This is a genomic window from Streptomyces sp. NPDC055506 (assembly GCF_053643595.1).
Genome location: NZ_JBSHKH010000007.1, coordinates 19,196 through 40,838, shown reverse-complemented (window position 1 = coordinate 40,838; position 21,643 = coordinate 19,196). Strand labels below are relative to the sequence as shown.

Sequence of the window (21,643 nt, the reverse complement as noted above, 5' to 3'; positions counted from 1 at the left end):
CTCTCGGTCAATGGAGATCCGGCCCGTGTCGGGACGTTCGTGACCACCCCCTCCCGCCGCGAGATCACGGAACTCTTCGAGATGAAGGAACTCCTCGAGGGCGCGGCCGCCCGCCTCCTCGCCCGGCGCGGCCGCGTCACGGAGATCGACCTGCTCGAGCGGAATCTGCGCGAGGCCGACGAAGCGGTGGACCAGGACGACCGGGAGCGGTACGCGGAACTGGTCCAGGAGTTCCACGATTTGCTGATCACGGGTGCCGACAACGGCAAGCTGGAGGCCCACTACCGGATGCTGATGAATCAGCGGTGCTGGCGGTCGTTCGCGTTCCGTAACTTCTTCAACTGTCCGGAGTTGAACGGCATTCGCCTACACCCCGGGATGCGAACGCGCAACCGAAGGCGGACGATGGAGAAGTAGGGCAAACCAGCGCGGGACCTTTCACGGTTCCCTGCCGCGGTTCCCTTCGTTCTCGAACGGCCCCTGCCGCCCGGGACGTTCACTCGGTCACGTGCCGATTCCGTACCGGTATCACGTAGTGGAGGCAGCGAAATGCCCGTGCCCTTCTTCGACATAGGAGCGACCCTGGCAGACGCCCGGGAGGAGGCGGACGGTTCGCTGACGTTGCTGCCACGACCTCGCGTTCTCGCCGTGCTCGACAGCCTCCTCGACGTCCCCAAAGGCATCATTTCCAACCCGGGATCGAGCGAAGGCGCCGCGGAGCGGGCCGCGTCGGCCCTGCGGGAGGCGTTCCCCGGCCGGTTCACGGACGACGCGCTCATCCACTGGGGCCCCAAGAACAGCCGGGAGATCTTCGACCAGGCGGTCGCCGGCACGGCGGGCGAGGGGGTCCCCGCCGCCGCACCCGGCGAGTGCGTGTTCGTGGGCGAGGACCACCAGGAGCGCGCGTTCGCCGAGCAGGCGGGGCTGCGTACCGCGGCCCACCCCGTGTTCACCCGCGCCGCCCTGGAGAACCGGCCCGTCCTCTGGGCCCGCATCGAACTGCCCGAGGACCGGGGGCTGCCCGCGCTGGAGACGGTCGCGAACCGGACCGAGGTCGTTCCCGTGCACATCGCCTCCCCGCGGCTCGTGCTGGCCATGGTCACCATGCGCGGCGCCGCCGCACTCGAGCAGGCCGGATTCGCGGTCGACCTCCGGGGGCCGGTGGACAACACGGCGGCCTTCCTGATCCGCGACGACCGCCCCCTCACCGCCGGCCAGGACTTCGCGGACGCCCCGGACAGGGCGACGACACGCGCCACGTCGGCCTTCGGCGTCGTCGCCGGCGAACTCGCCGCCTTGGAGGCACCGCCCCTGCTCCCGCTGGGCGCCGCGCCGGGCGGTGTCTACGTAGCCGCACCCGTCGGCGCTCCGATCGAGGACGTCCACCTGCCGGGTGCGAAGCCCGGCCATACCGAGCGGCTGCTCCCGGACCCGGCGCTCCTCTCCCGTCCCGGTGAGGCACGGGCGACACAAGGACGCGCCGGGGGCCTCAGGGAAGGCCCGGCGGAGCCGGGCCCACCCGCACCGGCAGCCGGTGACGGCCGTCCCTCCCCGGAAACGGTCGCCGCGGTACGGGCGGCCGTGACCCCCGAGGTACTGCGCGGTCACGTCGCGCGCATCTCCGGTGCCGAACCGCTCAGAGACGGCGAGGCGCTCCTGGTCCGCAGCCGTGACGCGTCCGCCGAGGACAACCACCGAGTCGTCGAGGCACTCGCGGACCGCTTCCAGAATCTCGGCCTGACGGTACGACTGCACCGATTCCGGTGGCGCGGACGCCCGTTGTTCAACGTGGAGGCCGAGCACCGCGCGGCCGGGGCGGACTCCACGGTGCTCATCACCGCGCACCTGGACTCCACTGCCTCCAGCGGCGAATTCGTCGACGAGAGCGGGGACCCACGCCCCTACGACCCCGCTGTGGACCCCGCACCGGGCGCCGACGACGACGGCAGCGGAACCGCCGCCGTCATGGCCGCGGCCGAGTGCCTGCACGACGTGCTCGCCGAGGGCAGGACACCGACCCGGAACGTACGCTTCGTGCTCTTCAACGCCGAGGAACAGGGCCTGGTCGGCAGCAAGTTCTATGCGCGGGCCGCCGCCGCGGCGGACGACCGTATCGCCGGTGTCTTCCAGATGGACATGATCGCGGGTCGCCAGGAGGGCAGCACACCCACCGTCGAGATCCACGCCGGTTCCTCGGTGCCGGGTCCGGTCGTCGGAGCCTCCGACACGCTGGGCGCTCTCGTCGCGGACACCGTCCCCGCCATCGACCCCACGGTGACCGTCCAACAGCTCACGGGCCCCTCCGATCCGGCGATCGGACGGAGCGACCATGCCAGCTTCCATGAGCGGGGGTGGGCCGCCATCGCCGTCTCTGAGGACATCTTCGCTCCGGACGGTGGGCCCGGTACAGGCACCAGGCAGTACCACACCCCGGGAGACACGCTCATTGACCAAGATCACAGCCCCGAGTTCGCGGCCACGGTCGCCCGCTCCGTCACGGCGACCGCCCTCACCCTCGCGGGCCTGTAACCCACAAGACAGCGGAAGCCGGGCTTCGCGCGCCCGGTGACAGGAGCAACCGTCATGACACAGCTGATCGACAAGCGGGATCTGGAGTACGACCGGCTCGCCCGGGTCCAGGGCGCCGAGGCGTTCCTCGCCGAGACCGATCGTGTGGCGGAGTCGGTGCAGCACACCCTCATCGCCGACGACAGCAAGGTCAACCGCTTCACCGGGCACCTGACCGAGCTGCGGGTGGAGGGCGCACCGGCAGGCCTCGCCGAACGGGCGGGCGCCGAGGCCGCCGACGGCGACTACATCGCCCGCGCCAAGGAATACCTCTCCTCCGTATCGGGGGCGATCGGCTTCGCCGCCGGAGAGCCCGCCGAGTTCGAGGCCGATCCGAAGGTGACGTCCACGAGCGGCGGCATACGCGTGGTCAGCCTCCAGCAGACACTCAACGGCATCGACGTATGGGGCATGGCTCCCAAGGTGTGGCTGGGCGTGGACGGCACGGTCGACAGGGTCGTCGGGGACACGGCGAGCGTGCCGGGCAGCGTGCCCACGATGCCCGTGGTGCCGGTCGAGGCAGCCCTCGCCGCCGGCGCCGCGAAGGCCGCCGCACCCGTCACGATCGAAAGTCCCTTCGGCGACGACGCCCTCCCGGCCCTGGACGTCTCAGCCGGCTTCCGCCGGCTCAGCTCCCAGGCGCGCAACGACCAGCCGATGACATTCGACCAAGGCGCCTTCGACGAGGCGATCCCCGCCCGGCTCGTGTACTTCTACATGGGCGACACCGTCCGGCTCGCGTGGTCGTTCAGGTTCTCCCGCGCGAACGGGGCCGTGCAGTACCACGCGCTCGTGGAGGCCGACGAGATGACGCCGGACAGGTCGGCACCCCAGGTCCTGTATCTCCAGGACCTGTCGAACCATGTCGTCGGAGGCGTGGTGGTCCGTCAGAACCCGGCCGAGACCGGATTCGCGCTGGCCTCCTTCCCGCTGCCCCTGACCGACTACCCGGTCAAACCGCCGCCGTCGCCGGCGGCCGGGCTCTTCGGACCTTGGGTCACGCAGCAGAACGGGCATGTGGCGACCGTCGGGAACAACGTCGAGGCCGTCGACGGCGTCACCGGCAAGAGCTTCGAGGTCGACCTCGACGCGGCGGGCAACGCGCTGTTCGCCCCGGACCCCGACACTCCTGAGCAGCTGGTCACCAACATCTTCTACGGCTGCAACTACATGCGTGACTTCTTCGTCATGCTCGGCTTCACGGAGGAGCACGGCAACTTCCAGACCGTCAATTTCTCGGGCCTCGGCCAGGGCACCGACCCGGTCCGCGCCTTCACGCATCCCGTGGCGATCCCGGGCACCGCCACCATGCTCACCCGCGCCGACGGTCTGGCGGCGGAGATGAACATGGGGCTGGTCGAAGGGACCGGCAGGCACACGGCCCTGGCCATGGACGTCATCGTCCACGAGGCCACGCACGGTACGACCAACCGGCTCGTCGGCGGGCTGCACGACGCCAACGGTCTGCGCGAACCGCAGTCCCGGGCGATGGGCGAGGGCTGGTCCGACTACTTCGCGCTCACCATCTTCAACTTCTCCCGCGAGCACGAGCACACCGTGGTCGGCGACTGGGTCATCGACGACCCGGGCGGCATCCGCCAGCGACCGTACGACGACCGCTACCCCGGTGGCTTCGGGGACATCGGGCAGGCCACGGGCGGACTCGACTACACGAGGATCCACAACGTCGGCGAGATCTGGTGTGCGGCCCTCATGGAGATGACCCGCCGGATCAGCGCGGAACTCGGCGGCAGAGAGCGCGGCTACAGGGTCTCCTGGCAGGCCGTCGTCGACGGGCTGAAGCTCACCCCGAAGAACCCGTCGTTCCTCACCGCCCGTGGCGCGATCCTGCGGGCCCTGAAGGACCTCAAGGGCACGGCGTTCACCGATGCCGAGTACCCCGGGGTGCGCAAGGCGGCCTGGGGATCCTTCGCCCGGTACGGCATGGGCTTCGACGCCTTCTGCCCCAACACGTCCTTCATCGGCTGCCGGGCCGGCACCAAGCTGCCTCCGGCAGGACACGAGGACTGAGGCGGTCGAGCCGGTCCAGCTGTTCGAAGAAGGCCTTGCCACAGGAACGTCTGGCGCTATCCGCCGTGCGAGGCCTTCTCCCGCCCCACCGCGCTGCCCGTCACCGCCAGCACGGAGAGCACCACCAGCGCCGCGGCAGGCCCCAGCACGGTCCAGGGGGCCAGTTCCGCGTACGGCTGGTTCTCCGACAGGAGCCGTCCCCACTCGGGGGTGGGCGGCTGTTCGCCGAGGCCGAGGAAGCCGAGCGAGGCGAGGACCAGGACGGTGGTGGGCAGCCGGAGCAGGGCGTTGCGCAGCAGGGCCGGGACCACCGCGGGGAGCAGATGGCGGCGCAGCAGGTGCAGCCGCCCGGCCCCGAGCGCGACGGACGCGGCGATATGGCCGCTCGCGCGTGCCTGTTCGAGCAGAGCGGCGGTCTGGGCGGCGTAGGGGCTCCAGCCCACCGCGCAGACCGCGCAGGCCGCTCCCCACACCGACGGTCCGGTCACGCCCGCGATCAGCAGGCCCGCGAGGACGGCGGGCAGCGTCGACACGACCTCCGTCGGACCCGCGCTCGCCCGTGGTGCCATGCCCAGCAGGAGTCCGGTGAGGGCGCTGAGTACGGTGACGGCGAGGGCGACCCCCGCCGTGCGCACGGCCCCGTGACCCAGCCGGGCCAGCAGATCCCGGCCGAGAGCATCGGTGCCCAGGGGGTGTTCGACAGAGGGGGACAGCAGCCGCGCCGTCGTGTCGACCCCCAGGGGGTCGCGCAGCAGGCCGGCCGCGACCAGGGCCAGCAGGGCCAGCCCGCAGACCGCGGTGATCCAGCTCAGGGAGCGCGGCGCGATGAGCGGGGGCCGGTGCAGCGCCGGCAGGGCGCCGTCGCGCAGGGGACGGCCGAGGAGCGCGTGGCGCAGGGCCCGGATCAGGACGCCGGCGCTCACGCCGAGCAGGACCAGTGCCAGGGTCGCGGTCTGCAGCACCGGGAGGTCCTGCGCGACGGCGGCCTCCAGGGAGAGCCGGCCGAGCCCGGGGATGTTGAAGATCTTCTCCACGGCGACCGCACCGCCGACCAGGGCCACGACGGTCGGCAGCAGTTGCGGCAGCATGCCGGGCAGGGTGCGGCGCAGCGCGTTGCGGGCGATGCGGCCCGGCGGGAGACCGACGGCGTACGCCGTGCGCGCCCACGGTTCGTGGAACGCGGCGGGCAGCGCCTGGTCGAGCAGCCCGCCCAGCATCGCGCCCGACGGGACGCCGAGGGCGAGCGAGGGCAGCACCATCGACCGCGGCCCCTCCCAGCCGCTGGACGGGAACCACCCCCACCACACCCCGCACACCGTGGCCAGCACCGAGGCGAGCAGGAACTTCGGCAGCGCGGCGAGCACAGCGGCCGTGGTACCCGCACGGTCCTGCCGCAGCCGGCGCCGGGAGCCGAGGAACACCGTCCGGGCGCACACCAGCGCGGCCACCACGGCGGTGATCACGAACGCGCCCAGCATCAGCGTCAGCGACACCGAAAGGGCGGCCCCCACCTGCGGCATGACGGCTTCCCCGGACACCCACGAGACGCCCGCGTCCCCGCGCGGCAGTCCGCCCAGCGAGTGCCCGAGATGCGCGAGCGGACCCTCGTCCAGGCCCAACTGCTCCCGCACGACCGCCAGTTCCGCGGGTGTCGGGTTCTGGTCGGCGGAGCGGGCCCGCAGCACCGTGCGGGCCGGGTCCGCGCCGGTCAGCCACGGCAGCAGGGCCACGGCCCCGAGCAGCGCGACCGCGGCGAGCACACGGCCGGCCGCCGCCGGCCAGAGGGACGGGCGGGCGGCGGTGGCGTGGGCGACGCTCATGCGGGGCTACTTGACGCGCGTGTCGACGTCGACGAGGGAGCGCTCGCGCGGGTCGAGGATCACGCCCTCGACATCGGACGCGATGCCCTGCACGGCCTGCTCGTGGACCAGCGGCAGCACGGCGTCGGTGCGCAGGATCTCCGCCTCCGCCTTCATGATCTTCTCCTGGCGGCGCTCCGTGTCGCGCTCGGCGGCAGCGGCCCGGATGGCCTTGTCCACCGCGGCGTCCTTCAGACCGGGGATGTTGTAGACGCCCTCGCTGGTGAAGTCGCTGGCGAGGTAGTCGACCGCGTCACCGGTGTCGAGGAGGGTCACCCGGGAGAAGACGAGGGCGTCGTACTTGCCCGCGAGCAGGTCGGCCTCCATCTGCGTGTACTCGCGCACGTCCTGCTTCACCGTGAACCCGGCCTTCTCCAGCTGCTGCTGGAGCACGGTCGCGGCCTCCGGAAGCTCGGCCCGGTTGGTGTAGGTGGCCAGCCGCAGGGTCCTGCCCTTGGCCTTCGACTTCACCTGGGCGGTCGTCGCGGCCCCGGCGCGCCCGGACACCTTCACACGCTTGTCGTCGGCCCACGGGACGGCGGGCCCGAACAGGCCCTCGGCGGGGTCGGCGTAGCCGCCGAAGACGGAGTCGACCAGCGCGGAGCCGTCCACGGCCTCGCGGGCGGCGGCGCGCAGCGGGGCGTCGGTGAACAGGCCGCTGCCGGTGTTGAGGATCAGGCTGTCGGTGCGCACCGAGGGCACCTCGTGCCGGGTGTCCTTGTCGAGCAGCTTCGCCTGGGCGGTGGGGATCCACTCGGCGATGTCGGCCTCGCCGCCGCGCAGGGCGTTGGCGCGGGCCGTGCCGTCCGCGATCCAGCTGACGTCGATGCCCGGCGCCTTCGCCTTGCCGCCCCAGTAGCCGTCGAAGCGGGTGAGCGTCGCCTTGGCCTTGCCGCTCAGCCGGGTGATCTCGAACGGGCCGGTGCCGGTGCCGACCGGGCTGACGGCTCCGTCCTTCGCGTACGCCTTCGCCGACAGGATCGCCAGCGCGGGGCTGGCCAGCCGCAGCGGCAGCACCGGGTCGGGCGACTTGGTGGTGAGGGTGACGGTGTCGGCGTCCTCGGCCTCGGCGGTGAGGGCCACATCGCTCAGCACGCGGGGCTTGGGCTTGGCGCGGCCCGCGTGGCCGAGCGCGTCGACGACCGACTGGGCGGTGAGCTCGGTGCCGTCCTGGAACGTGGCCTTGCGCAGTTCGAAGGTCCAGGTGGTGTCGCCGTCCTGCTTCCAGGACTTCGCCAGCGCGGGCTTGGCCGTGCCGTTCTTGTCGAGGGCGGTGAGGCCCTCGGCGACGGACAGCTTGCTCAGCACGGTGGCGTCGTTGCTGTACGGGGACAGCGCCTGTACCGGCGGGACGGCCAGCGCGACCCGCAGCCGACCGCCCGATCCGGCTCCGGCGCCCTCGCCGCTGTCGCTCGGGGCGAAGCAGCCGGCCAGCAGAGGGGGGAGAGCGAGTGCCGCTATGAGACCGCGGGAGGTGGTGCGCATGTCGAGTCCTGTCGTGCGGGAGGCCGGGCATGCCGTTGCGGCCCGGTGCGGGCTTGATCGGCGGCGCCAGCCTATAAGGGGAGCCTTACCAAACCTTTAGCCGGGTGGGTGAAATCTCAACGACTGGACGGTCCTGGGTGTTCTCGCGGTATCGACCTGCTGTTCGAGCTGTGTCATCGTGGGCGCCGGGCGGAGGTGAGTGCATGACCGGCGCGGACCCGGGGCTGTTCACTCCTGATTCGGTGACCTGGCAGATGCACGGCGACCCGATGATGTGGATCGCCGGCATCCGGGCGCTCTACCTCCAGGCCCTGCACCCGCGCGCCGTACGCGGCGTCATGCAGAACTCCGACTTCCGCCGGGACGCCTGGGGCCGGCTGATGCGCACCGCGCACTTCGTCGGCACCACGACGTACGGCACCACCGAGGCCGCCGAGCAGGCTGGCGCCCGCGTCCGGAAGATCCACCGCATGCTGACGGCGACCGACCCGGACACCGGCGAGCGCTACGGCGTCGACGAACCCGACCTGCTCCTGTGGGTCCACTGCGCCGAGATCGACTCCTATCTGCAGGTGCTGCGCGGATCCGGGTTCCGGCTCACCGACGCCGAGGCCGACCGCTACATCGCCGAACACCGCCAGAGCGCACGCCTGGTGGGACTCGACCCGGGCACCGTACCGGCCGACCGGGCCGAGCTGGCCGCCTACTTCGAGAAGGTGCGCCCGGAGCTGGCCGCCGGACCCGAGGCACGCGAAGTGGACGACTTCCTCCTCCACCCGCCGACGCACCCGCTCCTGGTACCGGTGCGCGAGGTGCTGTGGCGGCGCGTGGCACAACTGGCGTACGCCTCTCTGCCCCCGTACGCCCACGAGCTGTACGGCAGACCGGCCCCCGCACCCGCCACCGCCGCCCGGCAACTGCGCCTCACCGGTCTCCTGTTGCGCCGGATTCCCGCACGTCTGCGGTGGCAACTCCCGCCCAAACACATCCTGCGCGCCATGGCGAGGCTCGGCCCGGACGCGCGCCCGGCACCGTACAAACTCGGACGATAGGCCGCCATACTGAGTGAGCCAGTGGGAGGAGCGAGCGAACAGCTACCGGGGGGAGCGTCGCGCGACATGGGGGAGACCAGGCTCATCCACGGCCGATACCGGCTGCTCGATCTGATCGGACGCGGCGGCATGGGCGAGGTGTGGCGGGCGCGGGACGAGTCCCTGGGCCGGCACGTCGCCGTCAAGTGCCTCAAACCGCTGGGCCCCAACCACGACCACGCCTTCACGCGGGTCCTGCGGGAGCGGTTCCGGCGTGAGGCCCGGGTGGCCGCCGCGCTCCAGCACCGGGGCATCACCGTGGTGCACGACTTCGGAGAGTCCGACGGCGTCCTCTACCTCGTCATGGAGCTGCTGGACGGCCGCAATCTCAGCCAGCTCCTGGAGGACAACAAGCAGCACCCGCTGCCGGTCGCCGACGTCGTGGAGATCGCCGAGCAGGTCGCCGCCGCGCTGGCCTACTGCCACGAGCAGAACATCGTCCACCGCGACCTGAAACCCGCCAACATCGTGCGGCTCGGCGACGGCACGGTGAAGATCTGCGACTTCGGCATAGCCCGCCTCGGCCACGACATCGGCTTCACCTCCCGGCTGACCGGCACCGGCATCGCCATGGGCACCCCGCACTACATGTCCCCGGAGCAGATCAGCGGCACCGAGGTCGACCAGCGCAGCGATCTGTACTCCTTCGGGTGCGTGCTCTACGAGATCGCCACCGGCGTACCGCCGTTCGACCTGGACGACCCCTGGGCGATCCTCGTCGGCCACCGCGACACCCCGCCCCGGCCGCTCCGCGAACACCGCAGCGAACTGCCCGAGTATCTGGAGCGCGTCGTCCTGGACCTGCTGGCCAAGGAACCCGCGCACAGACCCGATGACGCGCGCGAGCTGGCCCGCCGGATCAGCATGCACCGGGCCGCGCCCGCGTATGTGGCGACCGTGCTCGCGGCCCGTCCCGCGCCCGACGCGCTGGCGGGAGCGGGTCGCATGCCGTCCTGGACCCAGGGCATGACCACCGGTCACAAGGCGGCCGGTGCCGGGCTGCGCACCACACCGCCGGATCCGGCCGCCGGGCTCTCCGGCGAATGGATCGCCCGGCCCGCCGCCGGGCCCGTCGAGGAACCCGTCCCCGAGGAACGGCCCGCCCCGTCCCCGGACGTCCTGACCGCCCTGGCCGGCCGCCACAACGCGGGGCTGAGCCTCGGCCGGCTCGGCCGCTGGGCGGAAGCGGGGGAGGTGCACCGGGCGGTCGCCGCCGAACGTGAGCACCTCCTCGGCCCCGACCACCCCGACACCCTCGCCAGCCGTTACGAGGTCGCCTTCACCCTCAGCCGCACCGGTCGTGCCCCGGACGCCCTGCGCGAGTACAAGCACGTCGCCGAGGCCAGGATCCGCAGCCATGGCGCCGATCACCCCGACACGCTCGCCGCCCGCCAGGAGATGGCCTACGTGCTCGGCCAGTTGGGCCGTCCCTTCGACGCCCACCGGGTGTACACGTCGGTGCTCGCCGCCCGGGAGCGCACCATGGGTCCCGACCACCCCGACACCCTGCGCTGCCGGCACAACCTCGCCTTCAACCTCAGCCGCCTGGGCCGACTCGAGGACTCCTACCGCATGGCCCGCGAGGTGGCCGCCGCCCGCGCCCGGGTGCTCGGCCAGGACCATCCCGACACCCTCGTCACTCGCTACGAAGTCGCCTACGCCCTCGGCCAGTTGGGTCGCTGGGCCGAGGCCCTGGAGACCTACCGTGAGGTCGCAGCGGCCCGTGCCCGGGCCCTCGGCGCCGACCACCCCGACGCGCTCGCCGCCCGGCACGAGATCGGCATCAGCCTGGGCCGCCTCGGCCGCAGCGCGGAGGCCCTGGACCTCTATCGCGACCTGGCCGAGGACCGTACCCGCGTCCAGGGCCCCACCCATCCCGAGACCCTGCGTGCCCGCCACGGCCGCTGCGTCAACCTCGGTCGGCTGGGCCGCTGGGAGGAGGCCCTCGCCGAGTCCCGGGACGTCGCCGCCGTCCGCGAGCGGGTCCTCGGCCCGGACCATCCGGACACCCTGGTCAGCCTCCGCGAGGTCGCCGTCGGTCTGGGCTGGCTGGCCCGCTGGGCCGACGCGCTCACCGAGTACCGGCGCGTTGCCGCCGCCCGCGAACGCGTCCTCGGCGCGGACCACCCCGACACCCTCGCCAGCCGCAACGACGAGGCGCACTGCCTGCAGCAGCTGGGCCGGGACACCGAAGCCGTGACGCTCTACCGCCAGGTGGCGGCCCTGCGCGAGCAGCGGGCATCGGCCGGACGGTGACAGGGGCGAAACCAGGCCGGGCAGCCGGGTAAGACAGACGGCGGCCGCTCGGACGTCGACGGTCGATAGGCCCGCCGCCCGCACCGCAGTGCCCGTCCCCCGGATCGACGCCCACGGCCGCCGAGGCCCGCCGCCCGCCCTGCCGCCAACGGCCGCAGAGCCCGTCCGCCAGCCTCGACGCCCCACGTGAGGGCCCGGTCGCCGTCATCTGGCCGATGCGGATCACCCCGTGTTACGAAGAACCATGACCGCATCCGAGGGACCCCGCTCGCACCGGACGTACGACGCCGTCATCGTCGGCGGTGGACACAACGGCCTGGTCGCCGCCGCCTACCTGGCCCGGGCCGGGCGCTCCGTGCTGGTTCTGGAGCGGCTGGACCACACCGGCGGCGCTGCCGTGTCCACCCGGCCGTTCGCCGGGGTCGACGCCCGGCTGTCCCGGTACTCGTATCTGGTCAGCCTGCTGCCCAAGAAGATCGTGCGGGACCTCGGCCTGGACTTCCGCGTCCGCACCCGCACCGTCTCTTCCTACACACCCGCCGAGCGCGACGGCCGGCCCACCGGGCTCCTCGTCGGCGGCGGCGAACGGCGGACCAGGGAGGCCTTCGCCCGGCTCACCGGCTCGGACCGCGAGTACCGGGCCTGGCAGGAGTTCTACGGCATGACCGGCCGTGTCGCCCAGCGGGTCTTCCCGACCCTCACCGAGCCGCTGCCCACACGCGAGGAACTCCGGACCCGCCTCGACGACGAGCAGGCCTGGCGGACGCTGTTCGAGGAGCCGATCGGGGTCACCGTCGAAGAGCGGTTCGCGGACGACCTGGTGCGCGGCGTCGTCCTCACCGACGCGCTCATCGGCACCTTCGCCGACGCCCACGACCCCTCACTGAAGCAGAACCGCTGCTTCCTCTACCACGTGATCGGCGGCGGCACCGGCGACTGGGACGTACCGGTCGGCGGCATGGGCGCCCTCACCGACGCACTGGCCGACACGGCACGCGCGGCCGGCGCCGTCCTCGCCACCGGCCACGAGGCGCTGCGCATCGCCACGGACGGCCGTACGGCCGAGGTAACCTACCGCACGGCCGACAGCGAGGGCACCGTCGCCGCCCGGCACGTCCTGGTGAACGCCTCCCCGCAGGCCCTTGCGGAACTGACCGGCGGCACACCCCCGGCTCCGGCCGAGGGCGCCCAGCTGAAGGTGAACATGCTGCTCAAGCGGCTGCCGAGGCTGCGGGACAGCGCCGTGGACCCGCGCGAGGCGTTCGCCGGCACCTTCCACATCGCCGAGGGCTACCACCAACTCGCCACCGCCCACGCCCAGGCCGCCGCCGGAGGCCTGCCCGCCGCGCCGCCTTCCGAGATCTACTGCCACTCGCTCACCGACCCGACCATCCTCGGCCCCGACCTGGCCGAGCGGGGCTACCAGACGCTCACCCTCTTCGGTCTGCACACCCCGGCCCGCCTGTTCGAACGGGACAACGACGCCGTACGCGAGGAGCTGCTGAAGTCGACCCTCGCCCAGCTCGACGCACACCTGGCGGAACCGCTCGCCGACTGCCTGGCCACGGACGCGGACGGGCGGCCCTGCATCGAGGCCAGGACCCCGCTCGACCTGGAGCGGGACCTCGGCCTGCCCGGCGGCAACATCTTCCACCGCGACCTGAGCTGGCCCTACGCCCAGGACGGCACCGGCCGCTGGGGCGTGGAGACCGGCCACGCCAACGTGCTGCTGTGCGGTGCCGGAGCCGTGCGCGGCGGCGGAGTGAGCGGGGTGCCCGGGCACAACGCGGCGATGGCGGTACTGGAGAAGGAACCCCGGTGATGCCTCAGTCCGCCGACGGCGTCCACCCCACCGCCTGAAGGCGCGACGCGTCCGCCGGGCGGGTCTCGTCGAACAGGGCGCCGCCTGCCGCCTCGACCCGCAGCCCGTCCACGTAGCACCCTCGCCCGACATACAGCCGGTCCGTCGCGTACCGCCAGCGCAGGGCGAGTTCCCGCGCGGCGGGGACGTCGGCGGTGAGCCGGTGCCAGACGCGGCCGGACCAGCCGGTGACCGAGCCCGACGGATGCTGCCGGGGGTCCTCGCCCCGGCGGGACGTCGTGAAGGGCACCGGCTGCCAGGTCGTGCCGCCGTCGGTCGTCGCCTCCAGGACCAGGACGTCGGCCTTCGGCTCGGTGTCCCACCACAGCGCACAGCGCAGCCGTGCCCCGCCCGCGGAGGTGTCGAGCGCGGGGAGAGCGAGCGTCGCCGTCGTGGAGACCGCCATCCCGGAGAACCAGGCGCCGCGCCCCCGCACCGGCCGGACCGCCACGGCCCGTGCCAGGTTGTTCGCTGCGGCGACCCGAGGAGCCGACCCGGAACGCCAACCGCGCACCGGGTGGACGGAGTTGCCGAGCACGATCAGGAAGGAGTCGGTCGTCGGGTCGAGCACGAGCGAGGTGCCCGTGAAACCGGTGTGCCCGGCCGTGCGCGGCGTGGCCATCGCGCCCATGTACCAGTGCTGGTAGAGCTCGAAGCCGAGCCCGTGCTCGTCGCCGGGGAAGGCGGTGTTGAAGTCGGTGAACATCAGCTCCACCGACTCCGGCGTGAGGATCCGTTCCCGCCCGTAGACACCGCCGTTGAGCAGCGTACGGCCGAGGACCGCGAGGTCCCACGCGTCGGAGAACACACCGGCGTGCCCCGCGACTCCGCCCAGGCTGAAGGCGTTCTCGTCGTGCACCTCGCCCCACACCAGGCCCCGGTCCAGGCCGGACCATGGGGGGCGTGCGTCCTCCGTGGCCGCGATCTTCGGCCGCCAGGAGGCGGGCGGGTTGTAGCGGGTGCGGCGCATGCCGAGCGGCGCGGTGACCACATCCCGCAGGAGGGTGTCCAGGGAGCGGCCCGTGATCCCCTCCAGCACGAGCTGGAGGGAGATGAGGTTCAGGTCCGAGTACAGATACGCCGTGCCCGGCGCGCTCACCGGCTTCTCGTTCCAGATGAGCTCGAGCTTCTCCTCGTACGTCGGCGCGCTGTACAGCGGGATCCAGGCGCGGAAACCCGAGGTGTGCGTGAGGAGCTGACGGATCGTGATGTCCTGCTTGCCCGCACGTCCGAACTCCGGCAGGTACGAGGCGACCCTGCCCTCCAGCTCCAGCTTGCCCCGCTCGATCTGCTGCACGGCGAGGATCGAGGTGAACAGCTTCGACACCGACGCCAGGTCGAAGACGGTGTCCTCGGCCATGGGGATCCGCTCGTCCGGCGGGAACTCCACACCGGTGTCGGTCTTCTCGTCGTAGGCCCGGTAGCGCACCGCCATGCCGATGGGCCGGTGCAGGGCCACGGTGCCGCCGCGTCCGGCGAGCAGGACGGCTCCGGCGTACCAGGGGTGCTTGGGGGAGGGACCGAGGAACGCCTCGGCGTCGGTGACGAGCCGGCGAAGGTGCGAGGAAAGCAGGCCGGCGCGAGCGGCGGAGCCGTGGTGGAGGGTGGGGTGGTGGCGTCCCGTCGCCGGGGCGGCCTGGGCGGGGCCGGCGGGCAACGGGGCGAGGGCGAGCGCACCGCCCAGGGCCAGGCCCGCTCTGCCCAGTTGACGTCGGGTCAGTTCACCGCTCACCGGTCTGTCGGTCACCGCGCACACCCCTTCTCCTCAACCGCCTCGCATGTCCCATGAAGTATGTCCGCCGCACGCCTCCGCAAATAGACGGCGCGCATGAACAGGCCCCCCCCCGAATCCGACCCTGAATCCGACCCTGAATCCGGCCTCTCAATCTGACGGAGCATCAGAAAACCCCTTCCGTCCTCCGGAGGACTCCGGCATCCTGCGCCCATGCAGACGGAGCTGAGCCAGAAACTGGGAGTCGAGCACGCCGTCTTCGGCTTCACGCCGTTCCCCGCCGTCGCCGCGGCCATCAGCCGGGCCGGCGGCTTCGGCGTGCTCGGCGCGGTCCGCTACACCGCCCCCGACGAGCTCAAACGCGACCTGGACTGGATCGAGGCGCACGTGGACGGCCGGCCGTACGGCCTCGACGTCGTGATGCCGGCGAAGAAGGTCGAGGGCGTGACCGAAGCCGACGTCGAGGCGATGATCCCCGAGGGGCACCGGCAGTTCGTCCTGGACACCCTCGCCAAGCACGGCGTGCCGGAGCTCGCCGAGGGCGAGGCGTCCGGCTGGCGCATCACCGGCTGGATGGAGCAGGTCGCCCGCAGCCAGCTCGACGTCGCCTTCGACTACCCGATCAAACTCCTCGCCAACGCCCTCGGCTCCCCGCCCGCCGACGTCATCGCACGCGCCCACGACCAGCACGTGCTCGTCGCCGCCCTCGCGGGCAGTGCCCGGCACGCCCGCAAGCACCAGGACGCCGGGATCGACATCGTCGTGGCGCAGGGCTACGAGGCCGGCGGCCACACCGGCGAGATCGCCTCCATGGTGCTCACCCCCGAGGTCGTCGACGCCGTCGCCCCGCTGCCCGTGCTGGCCGCCGGCGGCATCGGCAGCGGACAGCAGGTGGCCGCCGCGCTAAGCCTCGGCGCCCAGGGTGTGTGGCTGGGCTCCATATGGCTGACCACCACAGAGGCGGACCTCCACTCGCCCGCCCTGACCCGCAAACTGCTCGCCGCCGGCTCCGGCGACACCGTCCGCTCCCGCGCCCTGACCGGCAAACCCGCACGCCAGCTGCGCACCGAGTGGACCGACGCCTGGGACGACCCGGCAGGACCCGGCACCCTGCCCATGCCCTTGCAGGGCCTCCTCGTTGCCGAGGCCGTCTCGCGCATCCAGAAGCACGAGGTCGAACCGCTGCTCGGCACCCCGGTCGGGCAGATCGTCGGCCGGATGAACAGCGAACGCAGCGTCCAGGCCGTCTTTGACGACCTCACCCGCGGCTTCGAACAGGCCGTGGACCGCGTCAACCGCATCGCCGGAAGGAGCGGACAGTCGTGAGCACACCCGCAGTGGGCTTCTGGGCCCAGGCCACACAGGACCCCGGCCGCAGCGTGCTCGTCGCACCCGACGGCGAGGAGTGGACCGCCGGGCGCCTGCACGCCGCCGCCAACCGGCTCGTGCACGGCCTACGCGCCGCCGGACTCGAACGCGGCGACACCTTCGCCGTGGTCCTGCCCAACGGCGTCGAGTTCCTGACCGCGTATCTGGCCGCCAGCCAGGCCGGGCTCTACCTCGTCCCCGTCAACCACCACCTGGTCGGACCGGAGATCGCCTGGATCGTCACCGACTCCGGTGCCAAGGTCCTCCTCGCCCACCAGCGGTTCGCCGACGCTGCACGCCACGCCGCCGACGAGGCCGGCCTCCCGGCCACCCACCGCTACGCCGTCGGCACGGTCGAGGGCTTCCGGCCGTACGCCGAACTCCTCGACGGACAGCCCGAGTCGGCGCCCGCCGACCGCACCCTCGGCTGGGTCATGAACTACACCTCGGGCACCACCGGCCGCCCGCGCGGCATCCGCCGCCCCCTGCCCGGCAAGCCGCCGGAGGAGGCCTACCTCGGCGGTTTCCTCGGCATCTTCGGCATCAGGCCGTTCGACGGCAATGTGCACCTGGTGTGCTCGCCCCTCTACCACACGGCCGTCCTGCAGTTCGCCGGCGCGTCCCTGCACATCGGCCACCGGCTGGTCCTGATGGACAAGTGGACGCCCCAGGAGATGCTCCGACTCATCGACCACCACCGCTGCACCCACACCCATATGGTCCCCACCCAGTTCCACCGCCTGCTGGCCCTGCCCGACGAGGACAAGGACCGCTACGACGTCTCCGCCATGCGGCACGCCATCCACGGCGCGGCCCCCTGCCCCGACCACGTGAAACGGGCCATGCTCGACTGGTGGGGCCCCTGCGTGGAGGAGTACTACGCGGCCAGCGAGGGTGGCGGCGCCTTCGCCACCGCCGAGGACTGGCTGAAGAAGCCCGGCACCGTCGGCAAGGCCTGGCCCATCAGCGAACTCGCGATCTTCGACGACGACGGCAAGAGGCTGCCGCCCGGCGAACTCGGCACCGTCTACATGAAGATGAACACCGGCGGCTTCTCGTACCACAAGGACGAGGCCAAGACCCGCAAGAACCGCATCGGCGACTTCTTCACCGTCGGCGACCTCGGCCACCTCGACGAGGACGGCTATCTCTTCCTGCGCGACCGGAAGATCGACCTGATCATCTCCGGCGGCGTCAACATCTACCCGGCCGAGATCGAGTCGGCCCTGCTCGCCCACCCCGCCGTAGCGGACGCCGCCGTCTTCGGCATCCCGCACGACGACTGGGGCGAGGAGGTCAAGGCGGTCGTGGAGGCGGCCCCCGGACACCGGCCGGGACCCGCCCTCGCGGCCGACCTCCTCGACCACTGCGCGCACCGGCTCGCCGGGTACAAGCGGCCCAGGAGCGTCGACTTCATCACCGAGATGCCCCGCGACCCCAACGGCAAGCTTTACAAGCGGCGGCTGCGGGAGCCGTACTGGGAGGGTCGGACCCGACCGGTGTAGGCGGCGGTGCGGCTTTGGTCGCGTGGGCGGGCACGGGCGTCATCCTTTGGTCGGCGCCCGCTCGCCCTCCGGCCGATGTCCGGCCGCGCCCCGCCTCCCTAGCGTGAATCCATGACGATCGCGACCGAAGAGGGCCCACTGCGGCGTGGCGCCGTACGGCCGGGCGAGCGAGCACTCGCCCCCGATCTCGCCCGCGGGATCATGCTGCTGGGCATCGTGCTGTCCAACACCGCCTTCCACCTGTGGGCGGCTCGGCGCGGGCCCTCCGGGTGGCAGCCGGTGGACGGCTCGTGGCTCGACCACGCCGTGCAGTTCACCATGATCATCGTGCTCGACCTGCGCGTCTACCCGCTTTTCGCCTTCCTCTTCGGCTACGGCATGACGCAGCTCTACCTCCGCCAGACCGCCGCCGGCACCGCCCCGCGCGACGCGGCGAAGATCCTGCGCAGGCGCAGTCTCTGGCTGATCGTCATCGGCCTGACGCACGCCGCCCTGCTGATGGCGGGGGACATCATCGGCTTCTACGGAGTGCTGAGCCTCATCCTCGGCCTGGCCTTCCTGCGGCGCGGCGAGCGCGCCCTGAAGTGGTGGGTCTGGATCGGGGTCGCCCTGATCGTGCTCGTCTCGGCCGGGCCCGCCCTCTCGGCCCTCCTCCGGGGCGAACTGGGCACGTTCGGCGACGCCGGGGCCGACCCGGGCTTCAAGGCGTACGCAGCGCAGGAGGCGAACTGGCTCACCGCCGCGGGTACCCGACTCCAGACCGGCCTGTTCGTCACCTTCGTCGCTGCCCCGCTGACCCTCGTAGGCGGCGGGTTCATCCTCTTCCTGCTCGGCTTCCGGGCCGCACGGCGCCGGATCCTGGAGGAACCGGGCCGCCACCGCACGCTGCTGCGCCTGACGGCGGTGCTCGGCATCGCGGTCGGCTGGCTCGGCGCGCTGCCCGCCGCACTCGCCCACATCGGCGTCCTGCGCGTGCCGGACGCCATGCAGAGCGAGTCCGGAGCGCTCACGGTGCTCCGCGACATCACCGGCAACGCCGCGGGCCTCGGCTATGTCGCGGCCGTCGCCCTCTTCGTGCACTGGTGGACCACTCGCACGACCCGGCGCGGTGCGACGGCGGTGAACGCGGTGGCCTCCGTGGGCAAACGGTCCCTGTCCTGCTACCTCGCCCACTCGCTGCTCTTCGCCCCGGTGCTGGCCGCCTGGGGACTGGGCCTCGGCGAGCACCTGGGCAGCGCGACCATGGCGCTCTTCGCGTTCGCCGTCTGGCTGGTCACGTTGGCCGGGGCGTACGCCCTGGAACGCGCCGGCCGCCGGGGTCCCGCGGAAACGGTGCTGCGCCGGCTGATGTACGGCCGCCGTGCGGGATGAGCGGGGTGCCGCCCCACCGGGAGCGGCACCCCGCCCGGCACGGTCAGCGCCGCTCGTGCACGCGGACGACGTTCAGCTTCGGCGAGGACAGGATGTCCTTCTCGCAGAAGCGCGACGTCACCCACTTCTCACCGGAGAACAGCCGTGTCTGATCGGCGAAGTGCGGCGACTCGGGGTTCGACGACTGGGAGTACGTCAGCAGGGTGCGGGCCACCGGACAGCGGCTGCCGTCCCAGCCCACCGCCTGGAGGTGACTGGAGCCGAACGGCACCTCCGTGTAGCCACCGCCGGCCGCGTCCCACGTCGGCTGGATCACGTTCCACACACCGAGCTGGCCCGCACCGCCGGGCACGGGGAGGCGCTCGCCGTCGCGGACGACGAACTGGTGTGCGCCGAGCGGCGCGTCGAGCGCGATGCCCGCGGCCCGCAGTTCCGTCACCGTGTCGGCGAGGGCGGTGGCGAGACCGGGAGCGTCCGTGTTCAGCGTGTTCGGGGTGCGTACCGGGTCGGCCGCCGAGAACGGCACCTTCCACAACTGCTCCGGGGGCACCGCCTGCTCCAGCCTCCGCCAGAACCGGTCGAAGAGCAGCGCTCCCCGGCTCCCGGTGTCCATGGTGCGGTCCCACGCCTTCAGCACGCCGCAGGCCTCCGACACGTCGACAGGCGTGCCGTCCCTGCCCGTCGCCTTGCCGCCGGGCAGAGCGGCGCACGCCCGTGCCACGTCCCCGGCGGCGAGATCGCCCGCGGGCACCCGGTTGGCGAACTGCTGCCGCTGCAGGTCGCGTACGGTCAGACGGCCCTTGTCCGCCATCGCCGCCACGTCCTCGATCCCGCCCCGTGTGCGCAGGCCGAGCTGGGTGCCCACCGTGCCGAAGACCCGCTCGTAACCGGTGATCGGCCGGTCGGCGTTGGTCATCCACGGGGTGCCGTTCGAGTTCTCGACGTACGGCGCGTTCTTGAGCGTCGGCATCCTCGACGGGCCGAAGATGCCCGGCCCCACGGCGTCGGGGTCGCTGCCGAGGGCGCAGTCACCGCGCGAGCCGTCGAGGATCGCGATGCCGGACGCCGGATACGTGGTCCTGCCGAGCTCCGTCGAGCAGCGTTCCGCCAGCCCGTCGGTGATCCGGGGGAGTACCTGCGACTGGGTGTAGAGGGAGTGCCCCGCCCGGTCGGCGGCGATCGTGTTCACCCAGGGGATGCCCTGGTGCCGTGCGAGGGACGCGAGGACCTCGTCCGTGCTCCGTGCCTTGCTGAAGCCGAGCGAGGTGTCGGCGAAACGGAGGTTCGCGGCGTTCGGGTCGTACAGCGCGTACGCCGTCGTGCCGGTCCACGGCAGCGGGACCTGGGAGTTGAGCGAGGTGACGACCGGGCCGTAGCGGGTCCACCACTGGGTGCGGGTCACCGGCGCGCCGTCCTTCACCGCGACCGTCACGGTCCGCTTCCTCATCCGCTCCGGCTCGCCGTCCACGAGGTACGTCGTGGGATCGGCCGGGTCCAGGGTCAGCCGGTGGAAGCTGGCCGGGATGCCGGTCGAGACGGTGTGGCTCCACGCCACCTGTGCGTTGAACCCGATGGAGATTGCCGGGGTGCCGAGCAGGGAGCCGCCGGAGACGTTCAGCTCCCCGGGGATCGTCTGCTGGGACTGCCAGAACCGGCGCCCGCCCTCCCAGGGGTAGTGCGGATTGCCCAGCAGCAGGCCGCTGCCGTTCGCCGTCGTGTCACCGCGGAAGGCGACCGCGTTGGAGCCCATGCCGGGGTCGCCCCACAGCTCGTCCGCCGCCTTCGCCACGGCCTTGGCGTCGGGCTTGGGAGCGGAGGGACCGCTCCCGGCGGCCGGGGTTCCGGCCGGGGGCCGCGCGGTCGTGATCGTGTCCACGAAGCGCCCCTCGCCGGAGATCGAGGCGATGGCGAGCGAGCGGGCGGCCACGTCGAGCTCGGTGACCGGCCGGATCCAGGAGGCGCCCGCACAGGCGGGATCCGTGATCTTGTTCTGCTTCAGCCAGGCGTTGTAACCGGCCGCCCAGCCCCGCAGCATGCCCCGGGCGTCGCGGCTCGGGCCCCTGGGAGCGGGCTCGGCGAGCACCTTCTCCACGGTGCGGCTCTCACGGACCCCACGGAAGTACAGATCACTGGCGAGGTTCGTCCTGGCCCCGGAAAGGGCGCCGTCGGCGGCTTTGTCGGCGCCGAAATACCGGGAGCGCTCGCCCCGCAGGGTCACGAACCCGTCGGCGAGCGTGCAGACCTCGTCGGCGGCCTGCGCCCAGCCCGTGCCGAAGCCCAGGTCGGCGTAGTTCTTCGCGAGGATGTGCGGGATGCCGTACTCGGTGTAGCGGATGACGGCGGACAGGCCGTCACGGGAAAGGTGCTGCTCCGCTCGCCCTTGGCTCGGGGCGGCGGCCGCGGGTAACGCGGACGCGGCCGTGAACAGGGCCGTGGCCCCGAGGACGAGGCGTCTCAGGCGGCTGCGCATCGTGCCCTCCAACGTCGTTGAGGGAAAGGAGACTTGAGCGTACAAA

General features: G+C 72.3%; 13 protein-coding genes. 9 read left to right on the top strand and 4 right to left on the bottom strand.

Translation table 11 applies throughout. The features are described from left to right. Positions 1-39 precede the first annotated feature (39 nt). The 3 genes from ACWIF2_RS04735 to ACWIF2_RS04725 all read left to right on the top strand — a co-directional run bounded on the left by ACWIF2_RS04735 (position 40) and on the right by ACWIF2_RS04725 (position 4,599). On the top strand, positions 40-417 hold the full coding sequence (locus ACWIF2_RS04735; protein ID WP_454358604.1) for an FCD domain-containing protein: 378 nt from the start codon (positions 40-42) through the stop codon (positions 415-417). 132 nt (positions 418-549) lie between these two features. Beyond that, positions 550-2,529: a M20/M25/M40 family metallo-hydrolase gene (locus ACWIF2_RS04730; protein WP_454358603.1), complete on the top strand. Its 1,980-nt coding sequence runs from the start codon at positions 550-552 to the stop codon at positions 2,527-2,529. Positions 2,530-2,583: 54 nt separating this feature from the next. Then, complete coding sequence (locus ACWIF2_RS04725; RefSeq protein WP_454358602.1) at positions 2,584-4,599, top strand: M36 family metallopeptidase; 2,016 nt, start codon at positions 2,584-2,586, stop codon at positions 4,597-4,599. 56 nt (positions 4,600-4,655) lie between these two features. On the opposite strand, the gene ACWIF2_RS04720 is transcribed toward ACWIF2_RS04725, so the two are convergent. Next, the gene (locus ACWIF2_RS04720) at positions 4,656-6,419 is read right to left on the bottom strand and encodes an ABC transporter permease subunit (protein ID WP_454358601.1); all 1,764 of its coding nucleotides are present in this window, start codon (positions 6,417-6,419) and stop codon (positions 4,656-4,658) included. A gap of 6 nt (positions 6,420-6,425) precedes the next feature. Continuing rightward, entirely contained in the window at positions 6,426-7,943 is a 1,518-nt protein-coding gene (locus ACWIF2_RS04715; RefSeq protein WP_454358600.1) for an ABC transporter substrate-binding protein, read from the bottom strand. 203 nt (positions 7,944-8,146) lie between these two features. Here ACWIF2_RS04715 and ACWIF2_RS04710 point away from each other — a divergent pair, with 203 nt between their 5' ends. The 3 genes from ACWIF2_RS04710 to ACWIF2_RS04700 all read left to right on the top strand — a co-directional run bounded on the left by ACWIF2_RS04710 (position 8,147) and on the right by ACWIF2_RS04700 (position 13,112). Next, positions 8,147-8,995: an oxygenase MpaB family protein gene (locus tag ACWIF2_RS04710; protein WP_454358599.1), complete on the top strand. Its 849-nt coding sequence runs from the start codon at positions 8,147-8,149 to the stop codon at positions 8,993-8,995. A 66-nt stretch (positions 8,996-9,061) separates the two neighbouring features. Beyond that, a complete protein-coding gene (locus ACWIF2_RS04705; protein ID WP_454358598.1) occupies positions 9,062-11,290 on the top strand; it encodes a tetratricopeptide repeat protein in 2,229 nt (742 codons plus the stop codon). Positions 11,291-11,534: 244 nt separating this feature from the next. Then, the gene (locus ACWIF2_RS04700; protein ID WP_454358597.1) at positions 11,535-13,112 is read left to right on the top strand and encodes a phytoene desaturase family protein; all 1,578 of its coding nucleotides are present in this window, start codon (positions 11,535-11,537) and stop codon (positions 13,110-13,112) included. A 4-nt stretch (positions 13,113-13,116) separates the two neighbouring features. On the opposite strand, the gene ACWIF2_RS04695 is transcribed toward ACWIF2_RS04700, so the two are convergent. Next, the gene (locus tag ACWIF2_RS04695) at positions 13,117-14,898 is read right to left on the bottom strand and encodes a serine hydrolase (protein ID WP_454358596.1); all 1,782 of its coding nucleotides are present in this window, start codon (positions 14,896-14,898) and stop codon (positions 13,117-13,119) included. 198 nt (positions 14,899-15,096) lie between these two features. On the opposite strand from ACWIF2_RS04695, the gene ACWIF2_RS04690 reads away from it, so the two are divergent. The 3 genes from ACWIF2_RS04690 to ACWIF2_RS04680 all read left to right on the top strand — a co-directional run bounded on the left by ACWIF2_RS04690 (position 15,097) and on the right by ACWIF2_RS04680 (position 19,127). Continuing rightward, a complete protein-coding gene (locus ACWIF2_RS04690; RefSeq protein WP_454358595.1) occupies positions 15,097-16,209 on the top strand; it encodes an NAD(P)H-dependent flavin oxidoreductase in 1,113 nt (370 codons plus the stop codon). Continuing rightward, entirely contained in the window at positions 16,206-17,756 is a 1,551-nt protein-coding gene (locus ACWIF2_RS04685; protein WP_454358594.1) for an acyl-CoA synthetase, read from the top strand. The genes ACWIF2_RS04690 and ACWIF2_RS04685 overlap by 4 nt, the downstream gene beginning before the upstream one ends. A 111-nt stretch (positions 17,757-17,867) precedes the next feature. After that, positions 17,868-19,127: a DUF418 domain-containing protein gene (locus tag ACWIF2_RS04680; RefSeq protein WP_454358593.1), complete on the top strand. Its 1,260-nt coding sequence runs from the start codon at positions 17,868-17,870 to the stop codon at positions 19,125-19,127. A 43-nt stretch (positions 19,128-19,170) separates the two neighbouring features. Here the strand turns inward: ACWIF2_RS04680 and ACWIF2_RS04675 are convergent, their stop codons facing one another. Continuing rightward, positions 19,171-21,597, bottom strand: a complete 2,427-nt coding sequence (locus ACWIF2_RS04675) for a penicillin acylase family protein (RefSeq protein ID WP_454358592.1) — start codon at positions 21,595-21,597, stop codon at positions 19,171-19,173. Positions 21,598-21,643 lie beyond the last annotated feature (46 nt).